Origin of the sequence: Gallibacterium genomosp. 1 (genome assembly GCF_001678575.1) — a bacterium.
Lineage (GTDB): Bacteria > Pseudomonadota > Gammaproteobacteria > Enterobacterales > Pasteurellaceae > Gallibacterium.
Map to the genome: position 1 here is coordinate 41,527 of NZ_JTJP01000013.1, position 26,842 is coordinate 68,368.

General features: G+C 38.3%; 28 protein-coding genes. 12 read left to right on the plus strand and 16 right to left on the minus strand.

Annotated elements, in window-relative coordinates:
* Positions 1-8: 8 nt before the first annotated feature.
* Both rlmB and QV04_RS03745 read left to right on the plus strand, forming a co-directional pair.
* Positions 9-746: a 23S rRNA (guanosine(2251)-2'-O)-methyltransferase RlmB gene (gene rlmB, locus QV04_RS03740; RefSeq protein ID WP_065231408.1), complete on the plus strand. Its 738-nt coding sequence runs from the start codon at positions 9-11 to the stop codon at positions 744-746.
* Positions 747-758: 12 nt separating this feature from the next.
* Complete coding sequence (locus QV04_RS03745) at positions 759-1,322, plus strand: DUF5358 domain-containing protein (protein WP_197494787.1); 564 nt, start codon at positions 759-761, stop codon at positions 1,320-1,322.
* A 68-nt stretch (positions 1,323-1,390) separates the two neighbouring features.
* On the opposite strand, the gene QV04_RS03750 is transcribed toward QV04_RS03745, so the two are convergent.
* Positions 1,391-1,969, minus strand: a complete 579-nt coding sequence (locus QV04_RS03750; RefSeq protein ID WP_018345693.1) for a Maf family protein — start codon at positions 1,967-1,969, stop codon at positions 1,391-1,393.
* Between the two features lie 103 nt (positions 1,970-2,072).
* On the opposite strand from QV04_RS03750, the gene QV04_RS03755 reads away from it, so the two are divergent.
* Positions 2,073-3,512: a DNA recombination protein RmuC gene (locus tag QV04_RS03755; RefSeq protein ID WP_065231410.1), complete on the plus strand. Its 1,440-nt coding sequence runs from the start codon at positions 2,073-2,075 to the stop codon at positions 3,510-3,512.
* Between the two features lie 56 nt (positions 3,513-3,568).
* Here the strand turns inward: QV04_RS03755 and QV04_RS03760 are convergent, their stop codons facing one another.
* Genes QV04_RS03760 through ispB form a run of 3 tightly spaced genes read right to left on the minus strand, consistent with a single transcriptional unit; the run spans position 3,569 to position 5,770 of the window.
* Complete coding sequence (locus tag QV04_RS03760) at positions 3,569-4,048, minus strand: hypothetical protein (RefSeq protein WP_065231411.1); 480 nt, start codon at positions 4,046-4,048, stop codon at positions 3,569-3,571.
* Between the two features lie 24 nt (positions 4,049-4,072).
* Positions 4,073-4,789 carry an epoxyqueuosine reductase QueH gene (locus QV04_RS03765; protein ID WP_039133468.1) on the minus strand — a complete coding sequence of 239 codons (717 nt, stop codon included), beginning with the start codon at positions 4,787-4,789 and terminating at the stop codon, positions 4,073-4,075.
* 9 nt (positions 4,790-4,798) lie between these two features.
* Complete coding sequence (ispB, locus tag QV04_RS03770) at positions 4,799-5,770, minus strand: octaprenyl diphosphate synthase (RefSeq protein ID WP_065231412.1); 972 nt, start codon at positions 5,768-5,770, stop codon at positions 4,799-4,801.
* A gap of 254 nt (positions 5,771-6,024) precedes the next feature.
* On the opposite strand from ispB, the gene rplU reads away from it, so the two are divergent.
* The 5 genes from rplU (at position 6,025) to QV04_RS11605 (ending at position 9,518) form a co-directional block, all read left to right on the plus strand.
* The gene (rplU, locus tag QV04_RS03775) at positions 6,025-6,336 is read left to right on the plus strand and encodes a 50S ribosomal protein L21 (RefSeq protein ID WP_065231413.1); all 312 of its coding nucleotides are present in this window, start codon (positions 6,025-6,027) and stop codon (positions 6,334-6,336) included.
* A gap of 20 nt (positions 6,337-6,356) precedes the next feature.
* Positions 6,357-6,614 (plus strand): 50S ribosomal protein L27, encoded by a 258-nt coding sequence (rpmA, locus tag QV04_RS03780; protein WP_013745795.1) that lies wholly within the window; start codon positions 6,357-6,359, stop codon positions 6,612-6,614.
* Positions 6,615-6,705: 91 nt separating this feature from the next.
* Positions 6,706-7,563, plus strand: a complete 858-nt coding sequence (gene mutM / locus QV04_RS03785; protein WP_039173397.1) for a bifunctional DNA-formamidopyrimidine glycosylase/DNA-(apurinic or apyrimidinic site) lyase — start codon at positions 6,706-6,708, stop codon at positions 7,561-7,563.
* A 112-nt stretch (positions 7,564-7,675) separates the two neighbouring features.
* Positions 7,676-9,289: a phosphoenolpyruvate carboxykinase (ATP) gene (pckA, locus tag QV04_RS03790; protein WP_039133458.1), complete on the plus strand. Its 1,614-nt coding sequence runs from the start codon at positions 7,676-7,678 to the stop codon at positions 9,287-9,289.
* 88 nt (positions 9,290-9,377) lie between these two features.
* On the plus strand, positions 9,378-9,518 hold the full coding sequence (locus QV04_RS11605; RefSeq protein ID WP_021461129.1) for a hypothetical protein: 141 nt from the start codon (positions 9,378-9,380) through the stop codon (positions 9,516-9,518).
* Between the two features lie 2 nt (positions 9,519-9,520).
* Here QV04_RS11605 and rarD read toward each other — a convergent pair whose 3' ends face one another.
* From rarD to yceD, 8 genes are all read right to left on the minus strand, one after another.
* Positions 9,521-10,423, minus strand: a complete 903-nt coding sequence (gene rarD / locus QV04_RS03795) for an EamA family transporter RarD (RefSeq protein ID WP_039173401.1) — start codon at positions 10,421-10,423, stop codon at positions 9,521-9,523.
* A 210-nt stretch (positions 10,424-10,633) separates the two neighbouring features.
* Complete coding sequence (gene acpP / locus QV04_RS03800) at positions 10,634-10,864, minus strand: acyl carrier protein (protein ID WP_013745789.1); 231 nt, start codon at positions 10,862-10,864, stop codon at positions 10,634-10,636.
* 252 nt (positions 10,865-11,116) lie between these two features.
* Positions 11,117-11,845, minus strand: coding sequence for a 3-oxoacyl-ACP reductase FabG (fabG, locus tag QV04_RS03805; protein ID WP_156106929.1), 729 nt, complete (start codon positions 11,843-11,845; stop codon positions 11,117-11,119).
* 15 nt (positions 11,846-11,860) lie between these two features.
* The gene (gene fabD / locus QV04_RS03810; protein WP_039173404.1) at positions 11,861-12,802 is read right to left on the minus strand and encodes an ACP S-malonyltransferase; all 942 of its coding nucleotides are present in this window, start codon (positions 12,800-12,802) and stop codon (positions 11,861-11,863) included.
* A gap of 28 nt (positions 12,803-12,830) precedes the next feature.
* Positions 12,831-13,781, minus strand: coding sequence for a beta-ketoacyl-ACP synthase III (locus QV04_RS03815; protein WP_039173407.1), 951 nt, complete (start codon positions 13,779-13,781; stop codon positions 12,831-12,833).
* A gap of 328 nt (positions 13,782-14,109) precedes the next feature.
* Complete coding sequence (gene plsX, locus QV04_RS03820; protein WP_039173492.1) at positions 14,110-15,102, minus strand: phosphate acyltransferase PlsX; 993 nt, start codon at positions 15,100-15,102, stop codon at positions 14,110-14,112.
* 45 nt (positions 15,103-15,147) lie between these two features.
* Positions 15,148-15,312, minus strand: coding sequence for a 50S ribosomal protein L32 (gene rpmF / locus QV04_RS03825; protein WP_013745784.1), 165 nt, complete (start codon positions 15,310-15,312; stop codon positions 15,148-15,150).
* Between the two features lie 15 nt (positions 15,313-15,327).
* On the minus strand, positions 15,328-15,855 hold the full coding sequence (gene yceD / locus QV04_RS03830) for a 23S rRNA accumulation protein YceD (protein WP_065231416.1): 528 nt from the start codon (positions 15,853-15,855) through the stop codon (positions 15,328-15,330).
* Between the two features lie 204 nt (positions 15,856-16,059).
* Between yceD and asd the strand changes: the two genes are divergently transcribed.
* A complete protein-coding gene (gene asd / locus QV04_RS03835; protein WP_065231417.1) occupies positions 16,060-16,944 on the plus strand; it encodes an archaetidylserine decarboxylase in 885 nt (294 codons plus the stop codon).
* Positions 16,945-16,973: 29 nt separating this feature from the next.
* The gene (locus tag QV04_RS03840) at positions 16,974-17,606 is read left to right on the plus strand and encodes an FKBP-type peptidyl-prolyl cis-trans isomerase (protein ID WP_065231418.1); all 633 of its coding nucleotides are present in this window, start codon (positions 16,974-16,976) and stop codon (positions 17,604-17,606) included.
* A gap of 78 nt (positions 17,607-17,684) precedes the next feature.
* On the opposite strand, the gene QV04_RS03845 is transcribed toward QV04_RS03840, so the two are convergent.
* The 4 genes from QV04_RS03845 to clpB all read right to left on the minus strand — a co-directional run bounded on the left by QV04_RS03845 (position 17,685) and on the right by clpB (position 25,445).
* Entirely contained in the window at positions 17,685-18,896 is a 1,212-nt protein-coding gene (locus QV04_RS03845; RefSeq protein ID WP_065231419.1) for an MFS transporter, read from the minus strand.
* 177 nt (positions 18,897-19,073) lie between these two features.
* Entirely contained in the window at positions 19,074-20,135 is a 1,062-nt protein-coding gene (gene yedE, locus QV04_RS03850) for a YedE family putative selenium transporter (RefSeq protein WP_065231420.1), read from the minus strand.
* Positions 20,136-20,380: 245 nt separating this feature from the next.
* Complete coding sequence (locus QV04_RS03855; RefSeq protein WP_065231421.1) at positions 20,381-22,675, minus strand: Tex family protein; 2,295 nt, start codon at positions 22,673-22,675, stop codon at positions 20,381-20,383.
* A gap of 196 nt (positions 22,676-22,871) precedes the next feature.
* Entirely contained in the window at positions 22,872-25,445 is a 2,574-nt protein-coding gene (gene clpB, locus QV04_RS03860) for an ATP-dependent chaperone ClpB (protein WP_065231422.1), read from the minus strand.
* A gap of 187 nt (positions 25,446-25,632) precedes the next feature.
* Between clpB and QV04_RS03865 the strand changes: the two genes are divergently transcribed.
* On the plus strand, positions 25,633-26,139 hold the full coding sequence (locus QV04_RS03865) for a SprT family zinc-dependent metalloprotease (RefSeq protein WP_065231423.1): 507 nt from the start codon (positions 25,633-25,635) through the stop codon (positions 26,137-26,139).
* Between the two features lie 64 nt (positions 26,140-26,203).
* Complete coding sequence (locus tag QV04_RS03870) at positions 26,204-26,812, plus strand: opacity family porin (RefSeq protein ID WP_065231424.1); 609 nt, start codon at positions 26,204-26,206, stop codon at positions 26,810-26,812.
* Positions 26,813-26,842: the final 30 nt, after the last annotated feature.

Genomic DNA, 26,842 nt, shown 5'->3' on the forward strand with positions numbered 1-26,842 from the left:
GAGTGTGTATGAGCGAACAAATTTACGGTATTCACGCAGTTTCGGCAGTGTTATCAACTACGCCGGAGCGTTTCATTGAAGTATTTGTGTTAAAAGGGCGTGAAGATAAACGTTTACAGCCTTTATTAAATGAATTACACCAATGGGGCATTTCAGTACAGTTTTTAACACGTCAAGCATTGGATAAAAAAGCGAATGGTGAAACACATCAGGGCATTATTGCCAAAGTACAACCACCAAAAGAGCAGACAGAAAATGATCTATATGTTTTATTGCAACAGAAGAAATATCCATTATTATTGGTGCTTGATGGGGTAACGGATCCACATAATTTAGGCGCTTGTTTGCGTACTGCCGATGCAGCTGGAGTGGATGCGGTTATTATACCGAGAGATAAATCCGCACAATTAACTTCTGTGGCAAGAAAAGTGGCGTGTGGTGCGGCTGAGGTAGTGCCATTAATTAGGGTAACAAATTTAGCTCGCACTTTAAAAACGCTACAACAAGATTATAATGTCTGGGTTGTGGGGACAGCCGGTGAAGCCAATAGCTCAATTTATCAGAATAAGTTAACTGGGGCATTAGCGTTAGTGATGGGGGCAGAAGGCGATGGTATGCGCCGTTTGACACGAGAACATTGTGATCAGTTAGTGAGTATTCCAATGCAAGGTTCTGTTTCTTCATTGAATGTTTCTGTTGCAACTGGTGTTTGTTTATTTGAAATTGTCAGACAGCGATTAGCTTAATGGAAAAAGATGATGATAAAAAAACTAATTTTTTCAATAACAATCCTATTTCTTGCAGGATGCAGTTCAAATATTGATCCTTATCCAGCAGAATATGCTAATGCTGATTATGAGTTAAGTGATAATGATGCACGGCGTTGGGTAGTGGCGAGTCATCAGGCAGAACAATGCATCTATCCAAACTTAACACGTATTCAGCAAGAGCATTTTTCTAAAGAAGATGCTTATATTCATTCACAATATGTATTCTTTTATCCTCTGGAAGACATTATTGGCGCAGATTATGTAAAGATGATCCAACAGGATGAAAAATCAATGGGGTATGCACAATATCAATATAAAAAATTCAAACAAACTGAATTTGAACCAATGTCGGCGGCGGAATGTGCAACATTGAGAATTAAAGCACGTGATGATTTAAAAGTGGTGAAAGGACAGTATCAAAGCGGAATGGCTGTGGATGAATCTAAAAGCAATTCAGTGGACAGTAAAAATAGTAATCCGGATGGGATTGCGACCAATGAAAATAAATTTTTCTTTGATATCATCAAATGGGGTTCGGCTTTATTGTTGTAATTTTAAAAGCGGTTAATGAAACAGAAAATTGCACGACAAAGTGCAGTTTCTTATTTAAATACAATTAGTTAGAGAATATTTGTTGAAAATTTCTTTAATAATTCGCTCGTTTCAAACAACGGTAAGCCCATCACACCCGAATAACTGCCACTTAAATGCCTGATAAAACTTGCAGCCAATCCTTGTATTGCATATGCTCCTGCCTTATCAAAAGGCTCTCCACTGGCAATATAAGAGTGAATTTCTTCTGTCGAAAGCGATTTAAAAATGACTTCGCTAGATTGCAGACAATAATGTTGTTTGATGGGTGTTGAAACGCAAATAGCTGTTAATACGTGATGAGTATTGCCGGACAACATTGAAAGCATTGCAAAAGCCTCTTCTTCTGTATGGGGTTTGCCTAAAATTTGATTATTAAATGCAATACAGGTATCGGCAGTGAGAAGTGGATATTTTCTTTTGTTAGGGAAAAGATAGCGAATTTGCTGATTTTTACTGATTGCCATTCGTAAAACATAATCACTTGCTGTTTCATTTTCACCAACCGTTTCGTCAATTTCACCCTTTAATACCTCGACAGATAAACCCAGTTGTTGTAATAGTTGAAAACGGCGTGGACTGTTAGATCCTAGATAAATTTTTTTCATAATAGATTCCTATATTCAGTTTGGCTAATATTGTAATGATTACGGGATTTCAGATCAGCATTTGTTATACTGAATCAGTCAATTTGTTTTTTGAGGAGAAGTTATGGATTTTGTACTTTATATTGTTATGTTGTTATTAGCTTTGACCAGTGTTGTGTTTATCTTATTGAATTTGCAGAAACAAAAATCATTGCAGGCGTTACAACAGCAACAAGCACAAACGGTGGAACAGTATAATGCGCTGTTGCAGAAATCAGAGTTATTAACAGAGCAATATCAATTGGCGTTACAAGAAAAAATCCGTAGCCAAACGGAAAAACAGGGAATTGAGTCGTTGCTACAGGAGAAAAATCGACAACACCAAGAACTGGAACAGCTAAATGTATCGGCGCAACAACAAATTATGCAATTATCGCAACAATTAACAGCATTACGCACCAGTTTAGCGGAAAAAGAGACGCATTTTGCTGAACAACAGCAGTTGTTAGAAAATAATAAAAAACAATTAACGTTAGAGTTTCAACAGCTTGCCAATCAGATCTTGGAAGAGAAAAGTCGTAGTTTTTCACAATCCAATCAAGTAGCGTTGGATAGTTTATTAAAACCATTTAAAGAGCAGATTGAGGGCTTTCAAAAACGTGTTAATGAAGTGCATTCTGAAACGGTAAAAGGGAATGCCAGTTTGGAAGCAGAACTTAAAAAGGTGTTGGAAATTGGATTAAATATGTCGAAAGAGGCAAATAATTTGACAACAGCATTGAAAGGGCAGAAAAAAACATTGGGAAACTGGGGTGAAGTGCAGTTGGAAAATGCTTTGCAATCTGCTGGCTTAGTAGCGGATGAGCAGTATGTTGCCCAAGCTCATTTTAAAGATAATGAGGGTAATCATCGCTATCCTGACTTTTTAATTAAATTGCCTGATAACAAGCATATTGTGATTGATTGTAAAGTGTCACTAGTGGCTTATGAACAAGCGGTTTCTGCTACTGATGAAGCTAAAATTCAGTTACATTTAAAAGAACATATTCAAGCTATTAGACAGCATATTAAATCGTTATCGGAAAAGGATTATAGTCATTTAGAGGGTATTCAAAGTCCCGATTTTGTGTTGATGTTTATTCCGATTGAACCGGCATATATCGAAGCATTAAAACAAGATCCGACATTGTTTAATAATGCTTATGAAAAAAATGTTATTTTAGTGTCATATACTACATTAATGCCGATTTTACGCACTGTTGCTAGCTTATGGCGCATTGAAAAAGGAAATCGAGAGGCTCGAGAAATCAGTGAAAAAGCGGGAGATATTTATAACCAAGTTTGCGTGGTGGCGGAGCGACTACAAAAATTAGGTAATGGTTTAAATAGTGTGGTTAAACAATATAATGATTCGGTTACTTCGCTTTCTGGACAACGAGGTTTATATGGTAAAGTCGAGCGTTTTCAGACACTTTCCAATAAAGCCAGTAAACAGCTGCCACAAATGGAACCATTAACAGCTGATGTTGAAATAGAACGCTTAAATGTGATTGTTGAGGCGTAGTTATGCGATAAAAAAGCGATCCGAAGATCGCTTTTTCAATGTGATTTTTTTTAAATTTATTTCTTTTGTGTGGTTTCAATTTGAGCTTTTAAATCAGCAAGTGCTTTTTCAGCATCGGTAAGTGATTGTGTGGTCTTGACTTGAAGTTCGGTATAAGCCTTAATTTGTTCCGGTGTAGGTTGTTGAGTAACATAATCGGAAGATTGTTGCATTAAATCAATAAAAGATTTTAAACCGGCATCATATTGTGCTTGTACTTTTTTTGCTTCTTCGGTTTTGATTTTGAGTTCACTGATAGATTTCACTACCATTTTGTAATTATCAATAATTGCTGCATATGCTTTGGTTTTATCCTCAGCAGTTTGAGCTGATTCCAATTGCTGGATTAATGCAGAACCGCTTTCCTGTTTTAACACAGTATTCAATGTTTGTTGAAGCAAATCAACATCTGCTTTCATATCAGCAGTTTTATCACCACAAGCGGCTAAAAAGAGAGAAAATAGAGCAATTAATAGAAAATTTTTTAACTGTTTCATAAATATGTCCTTATTAAATAAAAATTAATCTGCAGAATAATAAAGTTTGCCGATCTCAATTTTAGCTCTGCCTTGAGATTCACGCCACTTATTAGTATCACGCAAAGAGTAAACACAACCGCAATACTCTTGTTGATAAAATTTCTCACGTTTACTAATTTCAATCATTCGTTGTGAACCACCGCCTTTACGCCAGTTATAGTCCCAATAAATGACATCATCATATTTTTCAGCAGCACGATGACCGCAGCCGTTAATTTGATTCATATCTTTCCAACGAGAAATGCCGAGGCTACTGGTAAACACAGGAAAACCGTGTTCGTGTGCATATTGAGCCGCTTTTTCAAAGCGCATATCAAAGCACATTGTGCAACGAATGCCACGTTCTGGCTCATCTTCCATCCCTTTTGCCCGTTCAAACCATTCAGCACGATCATAATCAGCATCAATAAATGGGATGTTATATTTTTCAGCAAACCGAATATTTTCTTCTTTGCGAATTAAATACTCTTTTTGAGGATGAATATTAGGATTATAAAAATAGATAGTGAAATCGATTTCCGAAGCAAGTAAAGCCTCCATTACCTCACCTGAACAAGGTGCACAGCAGGAGTGGAGCAATAGTTTGTTATGTCCGTCAGGCAAAGTTAATTTTGGACGAACAAAGGGGGCATTCGGATCTTTAGTAATTTTCTTTTTTCTCCCTCTAGAAATAGGAGGTATTTGTTGAATATCTGACATATTGTTTTCTTAATAATTACGTTCTACAGAAATTTTTGCAAGAGAAATTAATGCTTCTTTATATAGGCTATCATCAATAACAGAGAGTGCATCAATTGCTTTTTGGGCTTCCTGTTTTGCTTTTTCTATCGTATAGGTAAGAGATTTATATTTATCCATCATTGACTGAATTTTAGTAAGATATTTACGCCCGTGACCGTGTTCAATAATGGAGCGAATTAATTGTCGTTCATTTTCGCTGGCGTGTTGCATAGCGTGAAGTAGCGGCAATGTTGGCTTGCCTTCTTCCAAATCATCGCCAAGGTTTTTACCTAATTTATCCGCATCAGCACAATAATCCAATACGTCATCAATCAGTTGGAATGCTGTTCCTAAATAACGACCATATAATTTCATTGCTCGTACTTGTTCTTCAGTTGCTTCGGATAATAGTGCCGAACATTCAGCTGCGACTTCAAAGAGACGTGCGGTTTTACTGTAAATAACCTGCATATAGCTCTGTTCAGTAGTATCAGGATCGTTACAGTTCATTAATTGCAACACTTCACCAGCAGCAATAACATTCACTGCATCCGACATTACTTGCATAACAGGCAATGAACCTAAACGAGCCATTAATTGAAATGCACGAGTATAGATAAAGTCACCGACTAAAACACTGGCAGCATTGCCGAAAATAGCATTTGCAGTATCTTTACCACGGCGCAAAGTTGATTCATCAACAACATCATCATGTAATAAAGTAGCCGTATGGATAAACTCAATAAATGTTGCACAGGTAATATGCCGATTACCTTGATAATTCAAGGCATTAGCTACTAACACAGCAATTAATGGTCGAATACGTTTGCCGCCACCGTTAATAATATAGAAGCTAAGTTGATTGATTAAGGCTACATCAGATTGCAATTGTTGTGAAATCATTGCGTTGACGGCTTGCATATCCTTAGCAGACAGCGCTTGAATTTCGTTTAAATCCATACTTCCCTTCATAATTGTTGTGCAAGAATTGTTAATACTATTAATGAATTCCCAATTCTACCTTAAAAATTTAATTTCTAAAATTAAACTGTGAAATTAAGCAGATTTTTTTATTTTGTTTAAAATCCGTGCTTGCTATTTTGTTTTTTTTTCCGTAAAATCCGCCACCTATTATGTGAATTTTACAAGTGCCAAGTTAGATAACTTTCGAGTTTGATTTGATGGTACTATTTTATTTAGCGGAGTTTTCTTCTATGTACGCGGTTTTCCAAAGTGGCGGCAAGCAACACAGAGTAAGCGAAGGTCAAGTTGTTCGTTTAGAAAAACTTGAAGTGGCAACGGGTGAATCAGTTGAATTTGATTCAGTGTTGATGGTCGTTAATGGTGAAGATGTTAAAATCGGCGCTCCGGTTGTTACTGGTGCGAAAGTAGTGGCTGAAGTTGTAGCACACGGTCGTGGCGAAAAAGTTAAAATCGTTAAGTTCCGTCGTCGTAAACACAGCCGTAAGCAACAAGGTCATCGTCAGTGGTTCACAGAAGTGAAAATCACTGGGATTCAAGCATAATTTCAGAGGAGATCAAGTAGATGGCAACTAAAAAAGCTGGCGGTTCAACTCGTAACGGTCGTGATTCTGAAGCTAAACGCCTTGGTGTTAAACGCTTCGGTGGCGAGTCTGTATTAGCAGGCAATATCATTGTTCGTCAACGTGGTACTAAATTCCACGCAGGTAATAACGTTGGTATGGGACGTGACCACACTTTATTTGCAACAGCTGATGGTAAAGTGAAGTTTGAAGTGAAAGGTGACAAGGGTCGCAAATACGTAAGTATTGTCACTGAATAATTTGCTTATCAGTTTAATGAGAGTTTATAAACTGCACCCTTTTTAGGGTGCAGTTTTTTTATTTGTAGATTTTGATATTGGAGTGCTAAAGATGCCTGAATTACCGGAAGTTGAAACTACGAGAAAGGGGATTCAGCCTTATACCAAACATCAACGAATTGTTAAGTTGATTATTAGAACAGAAAAATTACGTTGGATTGTCAGTAAAGAGCTTTATCAAATTGAGAATGAAGAAATTTTGGATGTGCAACGTCGTGCAAAATACCTAATTTTTCAATTGGAGTGTGGATATATCATTGTGCATTTAGGAATGTCAGGATCGTTAAGAATTGTAACAGCAAAAGATGAGATAGATAAACACGATCATATTGATATGATTCTGTCGAATGGAAAAATTCTGCGTTATAACGATCCACGTAAATTTGGTGCTTGGCTATGGGTGGATTCAATACAGCATTTCTCTTTATTTTCAAAATTGGCGCCCGAACCGTTAAGTGATGATTTTAATGGAGATTATCTTTATCAAAAGAGCCGTAATCGGCATACTGCAGTTAAATCTTGGTTGATGAATAATGCAGTAGTTGTGGGTGTTGGTAATATTTATGCTAATGAGGTGTTGTTTAATTGTGGAATTTATCCTAACGCTTCGGTTAGTTCTTTGAGTAAAGAAGATTGTGAACGCTTAGTAGCTAATATTAAACAGACATTACAGCAAGCGATTAAACAGGGTGGCACAACATTGCAAGATTTTATCCAGCCAGATGGTCGCCCTGGATATTTCCAACAATCACTCAATGTTTATGGCAGAAAGGGGGAAAATTGCCCAACCTGCGGACATTTGATTGAAATGGTAACTATCGGACAACGCAGTAGTTTTTATTGCCCTATTTGTCAGCCAGTCCGAATCTCTAAAAACTCAACAAAAATTGAAAAAATCAAAAAAAAATAACTATCTTGAGGGAGTGAATCACGGAAATTTGATCTAGATAACGTTTTTTTTTTCGAAAAAGGATTAGAATACAAAGTATGATTTTTTTATATTCAATTTGAAGGAAAATATTATGTCAGACTTAAAAGCCTATCTAGATTCAATTGGTATTCACAATGTTGCTGAAATTATTCATAACCCAAGTTATGAACAATTATTTGCAGAAGAAACCAAAGCAGATTTACAAGGTTATGAAAAAGGTCAAGTGACTGAGCTTGGCGCAGTTAATGTAATGACAGGTGTTTACACCGGTCGTTCTCCAAAAGACAAATTCTTCGTAAAAGATGATACAACAAAAGACACTATTTGGTGGACATCAGACGAATACAAAAATGATAACAAGCCTGTTACTCCTGAAGCTTGGAAAACTATCAAAAAATTGGCAACAGATGAATTAAGTGGTAAACGTCTATTTGTTGTTGACGCGTTCTGTGGTGCAAATGAAAGCTCACGCTTAAAATTACGTTTTGTAATGGAAGTTGCATGGCAGGCTCACTTTGTAACCAATATGTTCATTCGTCCAACTAAAGAAGAGTTAGCAAACTTCGGTGAACCTGATTTTGTTATTATGAACGCATCTAAAGCGAAAGTAGAAAACTACAAAGAATTAGGTTTAAATTCTGAAACTGCAGTTGTATTCAACTTGACTGAAAAAGTACAAGTTATTTTGAATACTTGGTATGGTGGTGAAATGAAGAAAGGTATGTTCTCTTATATGAACTACTTGCTTCCATTAAGAGGAATGGCGTCAATGCACTGTTCCGCAAACACCAGCAAAGATGGTAAAGAAACAGCTATCTTCTTCGGTTTATCAGGAACAGGTAAAACTACATTATCAACTGATCCGAACCGCTTATTAATCGGTGATGATGAACACGGTTGGGATGATGATGGTATCTTTAACTTTGAAGGTGGTTGCTATGCTAAAGTTATCAACCTTTCTAAAGAAAATGAACCTGATATTTATAATGCAATCCGTCGTGATGCATTATTAGAAAACGTCACTGTTGATGCAAACGGTAAAATTGATTTCGCAGATAAGAGCGTAACAGAAAATACTCGTGTTTCTTATCCAATTTATCACATTGAAAATATTGTTAAACCAGTTTCAAAAGCTGGCCCGGCAAATAAAGTAATCTTTTTGTCAGCTGATGCATTCGGTGTATTGCCGCCGGTATCTATCTTAACTCCTGAACAAACTAAATACTACTTCTTGTCAGGCTTTACTGCAAAATTAGCTGGTACAGAACGCGGTGTTACAGAACCAACTCCTACATTCTCTGCTTGTTTCGGTGCTGCATTCTTAAGTTTACACCCAACTAAATATGCAGAAGAGTTAGTGAAGAAAATGGAAGCTAATGGTGCGAAAGCATACTTGGTTAATACAGGTTGGAACGGTTCTGGTAAACGTATCTCTATTAAAGATACTCGTGGTATTATCAATGCGATTCTTGATGGTTCTATTGATAAAGCACCAACAAAAACAATTCCAGTGTTCAACTTTGAAGTTCCAACTGAATTACCTGGCGTAAACCCTGCAATCTTAGATCCTCGTGATACTTATGCAGAAAAAGGTGAATGGGAAAAACGTGCTGATGATTTAGCAGATCGTTTCACTAAGAACTTTGTGAAATATACTGGTAATGAAGCAGGTAAAGCACTTGTTGCAGCAGGTCCAAAAAAATAATTTAATTAAATGATGAAATAAAGGAAACACCTTGCCATAATGGTAAGGTGTTTTTTTATGAAAGTATTTTAGTACAGGAGGAGATCAAATGCGCCGAGTTAGAAGAAGTTCACTTAAAAATTTCAAAACATTAAGAATTCGTCGCTTGATGTTATTAAAGCGAATTCAAAAACGTAAACAATATATTCAAGCTCGCCATAGAATTCGTTTCTTGAAGGAACAAGAGTAATTTTATACTGTTTTTAATTTAGTCTTAACTGGAGCGATAAAGCCATTGATAGCCAATACTAATAATGCGCTCCAGATAAGTCCATAACTAATATAGGCTTCTGCCGGCATTACGGTTCCTAAGATTGTTATCGAAAGAATAAATAAAAGTGAAGGCTCAATATAACTCAATAAGCCGAATAACTTCATTGGTAAAATAGCACTGGAACGAATATTAAATGTCATAGATAAGGCACTTACAGCACCTAATAATGGCAGTAATAACCAATAACGAGGTTCAGAATATATTAATTGCCAAATATCTTGTTGAGGCAATAAGTAGAGCAATGCGAAAGGTGCGATAAAGGTTAAATCAAAAGTAAGACCGAGCAACGCAGGAATATTAAGAATTCTTCTTGAGAGATAATAAGGAGGATAAAGCAAAACTACCCATAATGTTGTCCAAGAAAAGGCGTGAGTATGGTAAAGCTGATTTAAAATTCCGCAGACAGCAAGTATTAAGGCAAGTAGTTGCAATTTCGTCAGTTGTTCTTTCCAAATTAATTTCCCGAAAAAAACCATCATTAATGGAAATAAGAAGTAACCTATTGCAACATTTAATCCTTCCCCGTTAATCGGAGCCCACATAAATAAGCATAGCTGGCTTGCCAAAATAGCAGTACCTATTAACATAATTACCCAGTTTTTGAATGAGGAACCAAGTTTTTGCAAAATAAATGGTAAGATTTCTTTCCGATTTGAACTTAAAAGTGTTAATAACCAGAAGCCGAAAAAAGTAACAACAATACGCAAGGCAAAGATAGAGACACCGGAAAGTGGCTGCATTGCATAGCTGAATAAAAACAAGGAGCTAAATAGGATTTGAGATAAAATGCAAAGCATAATTCCGATAATTAATGGGTTCATTAACATCTCCTTAGTGATTAGTTGTTATACGACAACTGTTCTCAAATTTAGCAATTTATCAAGCAAATTTAAAGATGAAAGAGTTGGAAAGACTGATACGATTTGTATGTGTTATTATCAATTCTTCTTTAAATCAAACTAAAAATCTTAATATAACAAAAAGGATTACCTCAAAGAGATAATCCTTTTTCATCAAAAACTCTACTGAAATTATTGGTTGCTTTGAACGTAATCGATAGCAGATTGAACCGTAGTAATTTTTTCAGCTTCTTCATCAGGAATTTCGATATCAAATTCTTCTTCTAAAGCCATTACTAATTCAACAGTATCTAAAGAATCAGCACCTAAATCTTCAACAAAAGATGCTTCTGGTTTCACTTCTTCTTCTTTAACGCCTAATTGTTCAACAATAATTTTTTTTACGCGTTCTTCAATACTCATTTGTTAATTCCCTATTTATTTGTTCTGCAAAAGGAGAAATTGTATGCATAATAAATTAAGTTGCAACTGCTAAATTAAAGGTCTAATTTTACCTCTAACAAGAAGGTCAAAATCTGTATGCATACATTGACCAAAGTTACATACTCAATGGCAATTCTAACATTAAGCGAACTTGATTGCTATGCTTTTTGTTTAACCTAATATATCGTATTGCCGGAATATGTTTTTCTGTTACAAAAGTATAACAGCAGGTTAATTCATATACATACCACCGTTTACATGTAATGTTTCGCCGGTAATATAACTCGCATCATCAGAAGCTAAGAAAGCAACTGCTTTAGCAATATCCTTCGGATCACCTAAACGACCTGCTGGCACTTGTGCTAACGTTGCTGCTTTTTGTTCTTCGGTAAGTGCATCCGTCATATCGGTAGCAATAAAACCTGGTGCTACAACATTCACTGTAATGCCACGAGAAGCAACTTCTTTTGATAAGGCTTTAGAGAAGCCGATGATACCGGCTTTAGCCGCACAATAGTTGGCTTGCCCAGGATTTCCCATTGAGCCGACAACAGAACCGATACTAATAATACGACCGAAGCGTTTTTTCATCATACTGCGTAAAACAGCTTTTGAGAGATGGAAAACGGAACTTAAATTAGTTTGCAAAATAATATCCCAATCTTCTTCTTTCATTCGCATCATTAGATTATCACGGGTAATGCCAGCATTATTGACGAGAACATCTATCTCGCCGAACTGTTGCTTAACTTGATCTAATAATGCGTTGATAGATTCTAAAGAGGTAACATTTAATACCAATCCTTTCCCATTCTTGCCTAAATAGTCGGAAATAGCGTCAGCACCTTTTTCACTGGTTGCGGTACCAATAACGGTAAACCCTTTGCTGACTAACTCTTCAGCTATTGCTTTCCCGATTCCTCGGCTAGCGCCTGTTACTAAAGCGATTTTCTGCATAATTTCTCCTTTCATTTTTTATGCATTTTTTAAGTTTTCCACTTCGGTAAGGGAAGTAGTATCATTGACGGCATAGGATTGAATATTGGCACTAATACGTTTATTTAATCCAGTAAGAACTTTATTTGGTCCGATTTCAAATGTAATTTCAATACCTTGCTGATCCATTTTTTCTACGGTTTCAGTCCAACGCACAGGATTATAAAGTTGGCGTACCAATGCGTGACGAATTGCATTAGGATCATTTTCTGCTTTTACATCAACATTATTAATCACAGCAATTTGAGGCTGCTTAAATGAGATAGATTCCAATGCTACAGCTAATTGATCTGCTGCTGGCTTCATTAATGCACAGTGTGAAGGTACGCTTACCGCTAATGGTAATGCTCGTTTAGCTCCAGTTTCTTTGCATAAAGTTGCTGCACGTTCAACAGCAGCTTTATTGCCTGCAATCACTACTTGTCCCGGAGAATTAAAATTCACAGCGGAAACTACTTCTCCCTCAGCGGCTTGTTGGCAAGCAGAAATAATTTTTTCATTATCTAAACCGATAATGGCATACATTGCTCCAGTTCCTTCAGGCACAGCTTGTTGCATCAATTTACCGCGTAATTGCACTAATTTGATCGCATCTTGAAAATCAATCACTCCAGCGCAAACTAAAGCAGAATATTCTCCTAAACTGTGTCCTGCCATTACTGTGGGTTGTAAATCCGGATATTGTTGTTGCCATACACGGAAAATAGCGACTGAGGCAGCTAATAGTGCCGGCTGAGTCTGCCACGTTTTATTCAGTTCTTCAGCTGGGCCTTGCTGTACTAATTCCCAAAGATCGTAATCTAACACCTCTGAAGCTTGTTTAAATGTTTCTTCCACTACCGGATATTGTGTAGCCAATTCGGCTAACATTCCTACAGATTGAGAACCCTGTCCAGGGAAAACCATTGCAAATTTTTTCATTTAATAACCTTTTTGTAATTATAAAAACTTAATAACGGACTAATGCAGAACCCCAAGTCCAGCCACCACCGAATGCTTCTAATAATAATAGTTGTCCTCGCTTGATACGACCATCGCGAATCGCTTCGTCCAGTGCTGTTGGCACAGTTGCGGCACTAGTATTAGCATAACGATCAAGCGTTATCACAACTTGAGACATATCCATATCTAATTTTTTTGCGGTAGCGCTAATAATGCGTAAATTGGCTTGATGAGGAACCAACCAATCAATATCTTTCTTATCAAGATGATGAGAACTTAGCGTTTCTTCAACTACATTGGATAGTTGGCTTACTGCTAATTTGAATGTGGCATTACCTTGCATAGAGATATAACCAGATTTTTCATCGTGATGTTGAGTTTGTGATAAGGTTAACATTCCATCCATATCAGAGGAAGCGTGTAGATGGGTTGAGATAATGCCTTCATTTTCACTTGCTTCCAAAATAACGGCACCAGCACCATCACCAAACAGGACGACAGTGCTGCGATCAGTTTCATCGAGATGACGAGAATTTAAATCTGCACCGATAACTAAAGCTTTTTTTACCTGATTATTACGCACAAACTGATCTGCTATGCTTAATGAGTAAATAAAACCAGTACAAGCTGCCGCAACATCGAAAGCAATAGCATCTTTAATGCCGAGAATACCTTGGATCTGGCAAGCCGCACTTGGGTAAGAATGTGAGTTTGTAGTTGTCCCTACTACGATCAGATCAATCTCTTGTGGATCAATATTTGCTGTTTGTAATGCCTGCTTTGCTGCATTTGCCCCCATAGTAGCAACGGTTTCGTCTTCTGCTGCAATACGGCGTTCTTTGATACCGGAACGAGTTGTGATCCATTCATCAGAAGTGTCAACCATTTTTTCTAAATCAGCATTTGTTCTAATTTTTTGCGGAAGGTAACTACCTGTCGCTAATATTCTGCTATACATAGTTATCTCATTTTATTGTTTGAAAAGTGGCATAATCATAATGTGTTACACCAATATATTTTTAATCAAAAACCGGTTCACAATTTACAAGAAAATTGAGTGAATTAGCAATAAACAGGCTTCGTGATCTTGATAATATAATTACTTTACACATTCAATATCAGTATAAGTTAATACGCTATTGCTGCGATTTTTGCCCCAACGAAACCTTGCTTGATAATGATGCTGTTTATCTGCTATCCTCACTGTTCCTGCACTTAAACTATCTGATTAAAATCGTTGGAAATATTATCGCACTTTTATAGATAATCAAAAGTTTTGTTAACGTTTAATGTAATTCGTTGAGTATTTTTTCCGGAATATTTTTGTTTACTTGGGTAATAGCGTGTTTAATTGCTGTAGCAAAAGCATTACTGTTTGAACTTCCGTGGCTTTTTACAATAACAGACTGTAAGCCTAATAATGACGCACCGCTATGTTTATCTGGGTTGAAAGATTGTAATTGCTGATATTTTTCTTTCAGCATATGGCGAAGAATCTGTTTAAACCAACTTGCACACCATATTGGATGAGTGGATTGATTCTGTTTCAATAGCTGAATAATATTTTTAGCCGTACCTTCCAGTGTTTTCAAGGCAATGTTACCGTTAAACCCATCTGATACGATCACATCAGCATAGTGGTTAAGCAGCTGATCACCCTCAATAAAACCGATGTAATTAATGTTAATGTCTTTCTCAAGCAAAGTAGCTGCTTCACGAATTGCAGGCAAGCCTTTGATTGCCTCAATGCCTATATTTAGCAATGAAACGCGTGGATAAACCAGATCCAACATATTTTCTGCAAAAATTGCCCCTATTCTAGCAAATTGATATAGCTGTTCGGCATTGGTTTCAATATTAGCACCTAAATCCAACATCACAGTATGGCGACCGTTCATTGTTGGTAATAATGAAACTAATGCCGGACGTTGGATTCCCGGAATAGGTTGAATCAAAATCTTTGATAACCCCATTAATGCACCGGTATTACCGGCACTAACGCAAGCAGCAGCACTATTTTTTTGCACGGCTTCGATTGCCAACCGCAGTGAAGTGCCTTTGCTATAGCGTAATGCTTGAGTAATGGAGGTGTCTGAAAAAATTTGACGATCGCAATGATGAACAATAATACGTTGTGAAAGCGATTTATCAATTTGAGGAAGATATTGTTGGATGGCGTTATGATCACCAAAAAACAAAAAACGAAGCGTTGGATGTTCTTCCAACACTTGAATTGCGGCTGGGACAGTGATACGGGGACCAAAGTCCCCGCCCATCATATCTAACGCAATGGTTAGACTCAATGTATTACCTTTAGACGAAAATTATTTGATTTTACGACCACGGTAATAACCATCAGCAGTAACGTGATGGCGTAAATGAGTCGCACCAGTTTCTTTATCGATAGAAACCGCAGCAGTAGTTAACGCATCGTGAGAACGACGCATATCACGTCTTGAACGAGATTTTTTATTCTGTTGAACAGCCATTGGCTATACTCCTAACTATTTTTGCTTCTTTAAACTAGCTAACACAGCGAACGGGTTCGGTTTCTTTGCCAACTCTTCAGGCAATTCACCAAAAACCTGTTCGTCCTCGGACACTTCACAGTGTTCTGGTTCATGCATTGGAACCAACGGAAGTGAAAGGAGAAGTTCATCCTCAATCACTGCCAATAAATCTATTTCCCCAAAATCGTTTAGTTCGATTGGTTCATAAATTTCAGGTAACACATCAGCCTGATCCAAATTAGACACTGGACTGTAACTAAAAGTGCAAGATAAATGATAAGGAAACGGTTGTCCGCAGCGTTGACATATCAACATTACATCAACCTCCGCTTTGCCCTGCATTACAACTAATTTTTGCGGATCAATTGTAAAGCTTAACTTCGCCTCAACATCACTCAGCACTTGATTAACCGCTTCCGCCAAACGCACGAGCTGATTACGAGAATAATAACCCTCATAATTCAAACGTCTTTGTGCAGATTTAACCGGATCAACGGTTAAGGGTAGTTTTACCTTTTTCATAGGGTGCAAATATTAACGTTAGATACAACAATAGTCAAAGGAAATACAGATTTTTTCTTAGTTTTTGTGATTAAAAGCTATATTTTCAAGTTGAAAAAATAAACATCTTTGCTTGAAAATTGCAGAATAGACCCAAATTGTTATAATCCGCTATTTACCGAATAGCGGAGTTATATTTATTTTCTATTTAAGAGGGAAAGCAAATTGAACAAGACGATCAGCTACTTTGATAAATTAAAAGTCGCCTTTCATTATTTATTGCCACAACTGTCAATAACACGTGCTGCCGGCTGGTTAGCGGAAAAGCAGTGGGGAGCGGTAACACATACGATAATTCGTCTTTTTGCTAAAAAATATCGTATTAATATGGATGAAGCACAGTTTTCCGATTCTAAAGATTATGCTTCATTTAATCAATTTTTTATTCGCCCGTTAAAAGAAGGTGCAAGACCGATTAATCAAGATCCGAAAGCGTTATGTTTGCCGGCGGACGGTAGAGTGAGCCAACTTGGCAAGATCGAGCAAGATCGCCTTATTCAAGCGAAAGGTCACTATTTTAGTTTAACTGAACTGTTGGCAGGTGATCACCAAATGAGTGAGTTGTTCAAAAATGGGCAATTTATCACCACCTATCTTTCACCACGAGATTATCACCGCGTGCATATGCCGTGTACAGGCACATTACGCCAAATGATTTATGTGCCGGGTGAGCTTTATTCTGTGAATCCATTTTTAGCGGAACATATTCCGCATCTGTTTTCACGCAATGAACGCGTTATTTGCCTTTTTGATACTGAATTCGGTCCGATGGTGCAAATTTTAGTCGGTGCAACCATTACCGCAAGTATCAGCACGGTTTGGGCAGGTGTTATCAATCCACCGCGTCCGGGAGAGATTAAATCTTGGTCTTATCCGGAAAAAGGGGAAAGCGGCGCCGTTACTTTGGAAAAAGGCGCAGAGATGGGGGCATTCCGTCTGGGCTCAACTGTTATCAATCTGTTCGCGCCGGATCAGGTAGAATTTGCCCAATATTTACATCAGGATACTGCCGTAAAAGTCGGTGAATTGCTTGCACGAAAAGTAGAATAATCATTTACCACAACAATAAAGGAAACATTATGTCGAAACAATTTTTTGATCAAGTAAGTTTAGAAAGCGTAGAGGCAAAAGGCAGCTATGGTATTGGCTTACAAATCGGACAACAATTAATTTCAAGTCAGTTAGATATTGATGAAGTTGCTGTAGCAAAAGGGATTTTTGATGCATTAAATCAAAATGAAGCAGCATTAGATCAACAACAAATCAGCTCTGCATTGCAAGAACTTCATCAACGTGTTGAAGAAAAACAAAAAGTGTTATTCAAAGAAATTGAAGAAGCAGGTAAAACATTCCTCGCTGAAAATCGCCAACATCCGGATGTTGTTGAAACAGAAAGCGGTTTGCAATATCAAATTTTAACCAAAGGTGAAGGTAAAATTCCGGCAAAAACTGATAAAGTGCGTGTTCATTATACAGGTTCATTAATTGATGGCACCGTTTTCGATAGCTCAGTACAACGCGGACAACCAGCAGAGTTCCCAGTAAACGGTGTTATCGCTGGATGGATCGAAGCATTAAGTATGATGCCTGTCGGTTCAAAATGGCGTTTGGTTATTCCTCACCACCTTGCTTACGGCGAACGTGGCGCAGGCGCATCAATTCCACCATTTAGTACCTTGGTGTTTGAAGTTGAGTTATTGGATGTGCTTTAATTAATTTAGCTCTATCAAAAAAGCTACACTTGAGGGTGTAGCTTTTCTATTCTATTAATCTATTTCGTTATTCATATTTTATTCCAATACTTTCCCTTTCAATTCCGGAATAAGGAATAACGTGGCGAGCATATCGATAAAATAGATTAATGCCAAGAAGGCGATAGCGAACTTAAATGAGTAGGTAGCAACCAATGCGCCAACTACAACAGGTCCAAAGCCACCAACGGCACGCCCCAAGTTGAAAAGTACGTTTTGTGCAGTTGCACGTGCTTTGGTTGGATAAGCTTCAGACATCAAGGCACCATACCCACCCATCATTCCATTAACAAACATTCCCAAAAATGCACCAACAATCAACATTAATTCCGGTGTGGTGAGCTGAGAATAAAGCACGACACTGATAATTGCTCCAAGCTGAAATAATAGAAAACTTGGTTTGCGTCCAAAACGATCTGCTAATTGTCCGAATAACCAAATGCCGAACATCATTCCAAGAATGGTAGCGGCTGTCCATAAGCCGGATTTTGTTAAACTGAAACCTAGCTGTTTGGAAAGGTAATTCGGTAGCCAAATCATTATGCCGTAATAGCCGAAATTCTGTACGGAAGTCAGTACAACCACGCCTAAACTTACCTTAGTGGTTGCTTTGTCTTTAATTAATTGCTTGAACGATGTGAATAAAGAGGTTTGTGTTTGTGAGTTTTGTTTTTGTACAAAAATTTCCGGTTCGTGCAGGTGTGAACGTAAATACCACGCCACAAAAGCAGGGATGATACCGACTAAAAACATTCCGCGCCAACCGATATGCGGCAGCAATGCCGGTGTTAATAAAGCAGCTGCCAATACGCCGATTTGCCAACCTAATGCAACATAGGCAGAAGCTCTGGCTCGATGACGAGCCGGCCACGCTTCTGCTGCCAATGCCATCCCGATACCGAATTCACCACCTAAACCAATGCCGGCAATAGTACGATAAATCAATAAATCCCAATAACCTTGTGCAAAGGCACATAGACCGGTAAAAACTGCAAATAACACGATTGTCCATGTTAAAACTCGAATACGTCCATAGCGGTCACTCAATGCACCGAAAATAATACCACCAGCGACAGCGCCAATAAGTGTCCAAGTGACTAATGAACCGGCTTGTGCTGGAGTGAGAAGTAGATCGGAGGAAATAGCGGTGAGCATAAAGCCCAAAATAAGAAGATCAAAACCGTCCATAGCATAACCGACGGCAGAACCAAGCAAGGCTTTCCAGCCATAGGCATTAACTTTTTGTATCATAAATCGTCCTTTTGTTGCTCACTGGCAACATCATTAAAACTAGAATAATAGCTTCCTGCCTCACAGGGCAAAAATTGCCTAATTTTAGGATTATTTGAGGTGCGATTCAATGGTTAGTGCTAAATAATATAGTGAAAAATAGAGTACGATGTTTTTAGAAACATCGTACTTTTTTAATTAGGCTTTAATGCGGTTACTTAAACCGACATAAATGCAGAAGATAAATCCGATGATCACCACATACGGTGTAAATTGGCTGACACCGGCACCGGAAGCTGCAAGGGAGAAATTGTGAGCAGCTGCAGCACCGAGTAACATTCCGAGAATGAACAGCGCTGAATCATTATCACCTTCGCCGATATGTACCAACTGTTTACCCGGGCAACCGCCGCCTAAGGAGAAACAGAGACCACATAATGCCATTGCAAGGAAATTCCAAATAACATCATTATGTGCAATTGGTTGTTTATCAAAACCAAGATGGAATTGCCCCAGAATTACATTGGTAATAACCGTGAAGAGAATAAGCGCCAAAACGCCGTTTAGTAAATGACTGTCGCGGAACAGAATAAAATTGCGGAATGCGCCGACAGAACAGAAACGGGATTTTTGCATTACAATGCCGATAATTATACCACCGCCAAGTGATAGCCAAAGATTGGCGTGTTGGGCGGCTGGACCTTTTTCAGAGAAGAAAATAGGAAGATTCTCGCCAAATTTAAATTCAGTGATTAAGAAAATAAACAAGGCGACAACAAATAGGATTGGAATAATAGCAGAAGATTTGCTTTGTTCGCTAACTTTGCCTAAAGAGAATCCTCGATTAGCAAAGAAAATCCCACCAACAATACCAGCAATAAGTCCGGCAATGCCGGCAACTGCGGTTAAATCGCCGCCGCCTAAACGTAGAAATGCTCGCCACGGACAGCCTAGGAAAATCAATGCACCAAGCATAGCGAAAAAACCGAGCAAAATTCGAGTGATTGGCGCGGAGCTAGCTCGAGGTTTGAACTCTTTGGCAAAAAATGCACTGATTAGCGCACCGAAAACCAAGCCGATAAGTTCCGGACGGATATATTGAAGAGGAGCGGAACGATGAAGCCCTAAAGCACCGGATGTATCTCGTAAGAAACAAGCAGCGCAGAACCCCATATTGCCGGGATTGCCTTCATAGGTTAGAAGTGGAGCAATGATACCAAGTGCAGCACCTGCAACCACAGGCCAAGTGAAAATTTTCATAATTAGACCCTTGTGATATCAGAAAAATGGACGTTATTTTGGGGAGGACAAAGCAGTTGTCGAGATCAAAATAACTAAAATTAAATTTTAATTGTCTTAACCAAGGTTAAAGACGCAAGAATTATAAGGGAATTGGGTAATGGGTAAAGCGAGGGAATTTAAAAATTTGAAGTGCGTCAAAGAAAATTTAACTAGCTAGGAGAAACATAACCTTATCTTTTCGGACAAGGTTATGTTCCAGATGATTATTTCTTCCAATTTTTCAAGGCATTAGCAAAGGCGTTGCCCATTGTTGAAACAGATGGTGAATGACGGCGTTTTGCAGTTGATTGGGGTATACTGCTTTTATGCGTTGTATAAGAACGGTTTGTTTGCTCATCTAAACGCATTGTCAAAGCAATACGTTTGCGATCTACGTCAATCTCCAATACTTTAACTTTAACAATATCGCCAGTTTTCACTACATTATGCGGATCTTCAACGAATTTATCGCTTAAAGAAGAAATATGCACTAAGCCGTCTTGATGGACGCCAATATCTACGAATGCCCCAAAGTTGGTAACATTGGTAACAGTTCCTTCTAAGACCATTCCCGGTTTGAGATCGCTAATTTGTTCTACTCCTTCTAAGAAAGTTGCGGTTTTAAATTCACCACGAGGATCACGTCCCGGCTTTTCCAATTCTTTTAAAATATCGGTTACAGTTGGTAAACCAAAGCGCTCATCAGTGAATTGTGTCGCACTTAATTGATGTAATACAGAGGAGTTACCCATTAATTCTCCTAAAGATGAATTTGTTGCTTGCAAAATTTTCTCAACGATAGGGTAGGCTTCTGGATGAACGCTAGAAGCATCAAGCGGATTATTCCCATCGATAATGCGCATAAATCCAGCACATTGCTCAAAGGCTTTCGGCCCTAGACGAGGCACGTTCTTTAATTGTTCTCGATTGGAAAAACGTCCGTTTTCATCACGATAATTAATAATATTTTGTGCTAATGTTTTGCTCATTCCCGCAACTCGTGCTAGTAGTGGGGAAGAAGCAGTATTGAGATCAACACCAACAGCATTCACACAATCCTCTACAACAGCATCAAGTTTACGGGCCAATTGTGTTTGATTAACATCGTGTTGATATTGACCGACACCAATCGCTTTTGGTTCAATTTTTACTAATTCAGCTAACGGATCTTGTAAACGGCGAGCGATTGAAACTGCTCCGCGTAAAGAGACATCAAGTTGAGGAAATTCTTGTGCAGCGAATTCAGAGGCGGAATAGACAGAAGCACCAGCTTCACTGACAATCACTTTTTGTGCTTTCCAATCTGGTTTTGCTTTTAATAATGTTTCAACAAAACGTTCTGTTTCTCGAGAAGCAGTTCCATTACCGATAGCAATCAATTCAACATTATATTTTTTACCAAGCTGATAAAGCGATGCTGCTGCTTGGCTCTCTTGTCCTGTATGTGGATAAATCGCAGTGGTATCTAACAATTTCCCGGTATTATCAATTACAGCCACTTTTACACCGGTTCGTAAACCGGGATCCAACCCCATTGTAGTTTTCGCACCTGCGGGAGCAGCCATTAATAGAGCGGATAAGTTCTTTGCAAAAACATTAATTGCTTCTTCTTCAGCACGCTCACGTAGAGCGGACATTAATTCAGTTTCCAAATGAAGTGCAACCTTAATTTTCCACGTCCAAGCAATAACCTGCTGTCGCCAACTATCAGCAGGCTGTCTGTTAAACTGAACATTTAAATGGGTACGAATAATGTCTTCGCAATAATTATAATTACTCTCTTCCTGCATCGGATCAGCATTCAACGATAAAGCTAGAATGCCTTCATTACGACCACGCAACATAGCCAATGCACGATGAGAAGGCACATTTTTCAATAATTCACGATGATCAAAATAATCTTGGAATTTCTCACCTTCTTTTTCTTTTCCAGTAATAACTGTTGATACCAACTCTGCATTATTACTGAGATAATGACGTACTTTTGCTAACAGTTGTGCATCCTCTGCAAAACGTTCCATTAAAATATATCTAGCCCCGTCCAAAGCTGATTTCACATCAGTAATGCCTTTAGTGTCATCAATATATTTTTCCGCCTCGTTTTCAGGATGATATTGTGGTTCATTCCATAATAATTCTGCCAAGGGTTCAAGCCCTGCTTCAATTGCAATTTGCCCACGAGTGCGGCGTTTAGGTTTATAAGGAAGATAAAGATCTTCTAATTCAGTTTTACTTTGCGTCTGTTCGATAGCTTGGCGTAAGTCATCAGTTAATTTCCCCTGTTCTTCAATAGATTTAAGAATAGTTTGACGACGGTCGTCCAGCTCACGTAAATAAGTTAAACGGCTTTCAAAATGGCGTAATTGGGTGTCATCCAAGCCACCGGTTACCTCTTTACGATAACGCGCAATAAAAGGAATGGTGTTGCCCTCATCCAATAAATTGATGGCGGCAAGAATTTGTCTGCTTTGAACATTCAGCTCATCCGCAATAATTTGGCTAATAGTTTGGTTTAACATCACTTTTTCATTCTTTAGTAAAAAATCACCGCCCAATTATAGGCGGTGATGGTTGGAAATGGGAAGAGGAAAGCGTTTTTTCTGTTATTAATGTAAGTTCTTTTGGCTAGTTCTGAATTTTTAGGTTAAAAAGAGCAAAAAAAACCGCTAACCTTGCGGATAGCGGTTGAATTTAGGGGTGATTTACTTCTATTTATTATTGTTTAGCTTCTAATTTTCCATCAACAAAGTTGATTTCAATGGTTTTATCCGGTAATAGCGCGCCGGACAAAATTTGTTGTGCAAGTGGGTTTTCCACAATATTTTGGATTGCACGTTTTAATGGTCTTGCGCCGTAAACCGGGTCGTAACCGACTTGACCTAAGTAATCCAATGCTTGTTCGCTGAAATGCAACAAGTAACCACGTTCTTTCATACGATTGATCAAACGTTGTAATTGAATTGACGCAATCGCACGAATATTTTCTTTAGCAAGTGGGTGGAAGACCACAGTTTCATCAATACGATTAATAAATTCTGGGCGGAAGTGTTGTCCAACCACAGACATCACTAATTCCTTCATTTCACCGTAGCTAAGATCACCGGCTTGAGATTGAATTAAATCAGAACCCAAGTTGGAGGTCATAATCACTACCGTATTACGGAAATCGACCGTACGACCCTGACCATCAGTTAAACGTCCGTCATCAAGCACTTGCAATAAAATGTTGAAAACATCACGGTGTGCTTTTTCCACTTCATCAAGTAAAACGACAGAATATGGACGACGACGAACCGCTTCGGTTAAGTAACCACCTTCTTCATAACCGACATATCCCGGAGGTGCACCGACCAAACGAGAAACAGAATGTTTTTCCATAAATTCTGACATATCGATTCTGACCATTGCATCTTCACTGTCGAACAAGAAGTTAGCCAAAGTTTTACACAATTCGGTTTTACCGACACCGGTTGGCCCTAAGAATAAGAATGAACCAATCGGACGATTCGGATCGGATAATCCGGCACGGCTACGACGAATTGCGTTTGCTACTGCTTCAACCGCTTCATTTTGTCCGATAACACGTTTGTGTAACTCTTCTTCCATTCTCAATAATTTTTCTTTTTCACCTTCCATCATTTTGGCTACAGGAATACCGGTAGCACGAGAAAGCACTTCAGCAATTTCTTCGTCGGTAACACGGTAACGCAATAGGCTCATTTCCTTGCCTTCTGCACTTTCAGCCTGTTCTAATTGTTTTTCCAACGCCGGAATGGTGCTGTATTTCAATTCAGACATCTTCGCAATATCACCGGCACGATAAGCCTGTTCCATTTTAGTTTTGGCATTATCCAATTCCGCTTTGATATGTTGTGCGCCGGAAAGTGCTGCTTTTTCGCTCTTCCAAACCTCTTCAAGTTCAGAATACTCTTTCTCTTTTTCTGCCAACTCTTTTTCTAACATTTCGAGGCGTTTACGGCTGGCATCGTCTTCTTCTTTTTGTAACGCTTGTTGTTCAAGTTTTAATTGAATAATACGGCGTTCCAATTTATCTAATGGTTGTGGTTTTGAATCGATTTCCATACGAATGCTTGAAGCCGCTTCATCAATTAAGTCAATCGCTTTATCCGGAAGCTGACGATCCGAGATATAACGATGAGAAAGTGTTGCAGCTGCTACAATCGCTGGGTCAGTAATTTGTACGTGGTGGTGAATTTCATAACGCTCTTTCAAACCACGCAAGATGGCGATGGTATCTTCCACGCTTGGTTCATCAACCAACACTTTTTGGAAACGGCGTTCTAATGCTGCATCTTTTTCAATATATTGACGATATTCATCCAATGTTGTCGCACCGACGCAGTGTAATTCACCGCGTGCTAATGATGGTTTTAACAAGTTGCCAGCATCCATTGCGCCGTCTGTTTTACCAGCACCGACCATAGTGTGAATTTCATCAATAAATAGGATAATTCGACCTTCTTCTTTTGCGATTTCATTTAGTACTGCTTTTAAGCGTTCCTCAAATTCACCACGATATTTTGCACCAGCAATTAATGCTCCCATATCCAAAGAGAGTACACGTTTATGTCGTAATCCTTCAGGTACTTCCCCATTAACGATACGTTGTGCCAATCCTTCAACGATAGCAGTCTTACCAACCCCTGGTTCACCGATTAACACCGGATTATTTTTGGTACGACGTTGCAACACTTGGATGGTACGGCGAATTTCATCATCACGACCGATAACCGGATCCAATTTACCACTTTCCGCTCTTGCAGTTAAATCAATAGTATATTTTTGTAATGCCTGACGGGTTTCTTCCGCACCGGCATCATTGACGTTTTCGCCACCACGCATTTTATCAATACTCGCTAATAAATTTTGTCTGGTTAAACCACTTTTCTTTAATATATCACTTAGTTTGTCGGAGCTTTCTAAAGCTGCTAATACAAAAAGTTCGGATGAGATAAATTTATCATTGCGTTGCTGTGCAAATTTATCGCATAGATTCAGCATTCTGCTCAATGCAGGAGAAACTTGTACATCACCACCGTTACCAGAAACTTGTGGTAAACGATCAATCTCTTGGCTAATCGCTTGGCGTAATTGAGCAGCATTAACGCCGGAAGCAGTAAGCAACGGCGCAACGGAACCACCCTCTTGATTCAATAATGCGCTCATTAAATGCACCGGCTCAATATATTGCTGATCTTTGCCTAACGCTAAAGATTGTGCTTCAGCCAATGCCTGTTGGAATTTGGTTGTTAATTTTTCAAAATTCATATAATCCTCCTAGACGATGTTTCGTCATTCACGGGAGATAAAATGGGTACGTTTTAAATTGTTTCAAGAGGAAAATAAAAAAATATATGCAAAAAATTGAATATAAAAGAAAGTACATTATTATTGTTGAAAATGATAGGGGATAGATTAATATCATTCACTTTTTAACAAGAATGAAAAGGTGATAATGGAACAAAAGCAACAACTTCGACACCTTAATCTTCAAGTAAACCGTAAATTAACACAATGTTTGTTATTGGCTGAAAGCCACTTTAATTGTAGCTTTGTGCGACCGAATATTAGTTATAAATTGCGTGGCGTAAAAGCAGGCGTGGCTTATTTACAGCAGTGGGAAATCCGTTTAAATCCGATTTTATTATTGGAAAATGGCCAACGTTTTATTGAGCAAGTTGTGCCACACGAATTGGCGCATTTATTGGTTTATCAACAATTTGGAAGAGTGAAACCGCACGGTAGGGAGTGGCAGGATGTGATGCAGAATGTGTTTGGTGTACCAGCAGAAACCAGACATCAATTTGAGATAAAAAGTGTTCAGGGGCAAACTTTTCCTTATCAATGTGCTTGTCAAACGCACCATTTGACGGCACGCCGTCATCAAAAAATTCAGCAACAAGGCATACAATATTTTTGTAAAAAGTGCAAAAAGCAGTTACACTTCGTTACTCTTTCTTAACTGTTATTATTGACTGTCATGGCAGTGGAAGAGAGAGCAACTGAAACATCAAATGGAGGCAAAAATGAAAAAATTATTGGTTGTAGCACTGGGTGCGTTAGCATTAGCTTCAACAGCTCAAGCAGAATGGTATGTACAAGGTAATTTGGGTTATTCCAAGATTAAGACATCCGGTTTAGAAGATGGAAATCTTAATAAAAGTAAAGCTACACCTAGTGTGGCGATAGGTTATAAATTAGGTGATATTCGTTTGGCATTGGACTATTCCCATTATGGCAATATTAATGATCATTATAGATTGTACGATGCGAATGGATATACTGAGGGTAAGAATGAGTTTAAAATTCATGGTGTCGGTTTTTCTGCGTTGTATGACATCGATTTACAATCTAATATCAAGCCATATGTTGGTGTTCGTGTAGCAAGTAATAAAGTGAAATCGTCAAGTAGTTCTGTATACAAACAGAATAATGGTGGGACTTATAATCAAGTAGAAAAAGATGCAAGTGAAAGCTCTACAAAATTCGGTTATGGTGCGTTAGTCGGCGCTTCTTATGATTTAATGCCGAATTTAGCATTGGATGTTGCGGCGGAATATAATATTCTTGGCAAATTTGATGATGTAAAAGTGAAACAATATGGTGTAAAAGCCGGTTTACGCTACACTTTCTAATCTGATTTTTTTAATTTCTTCAAATGCGAT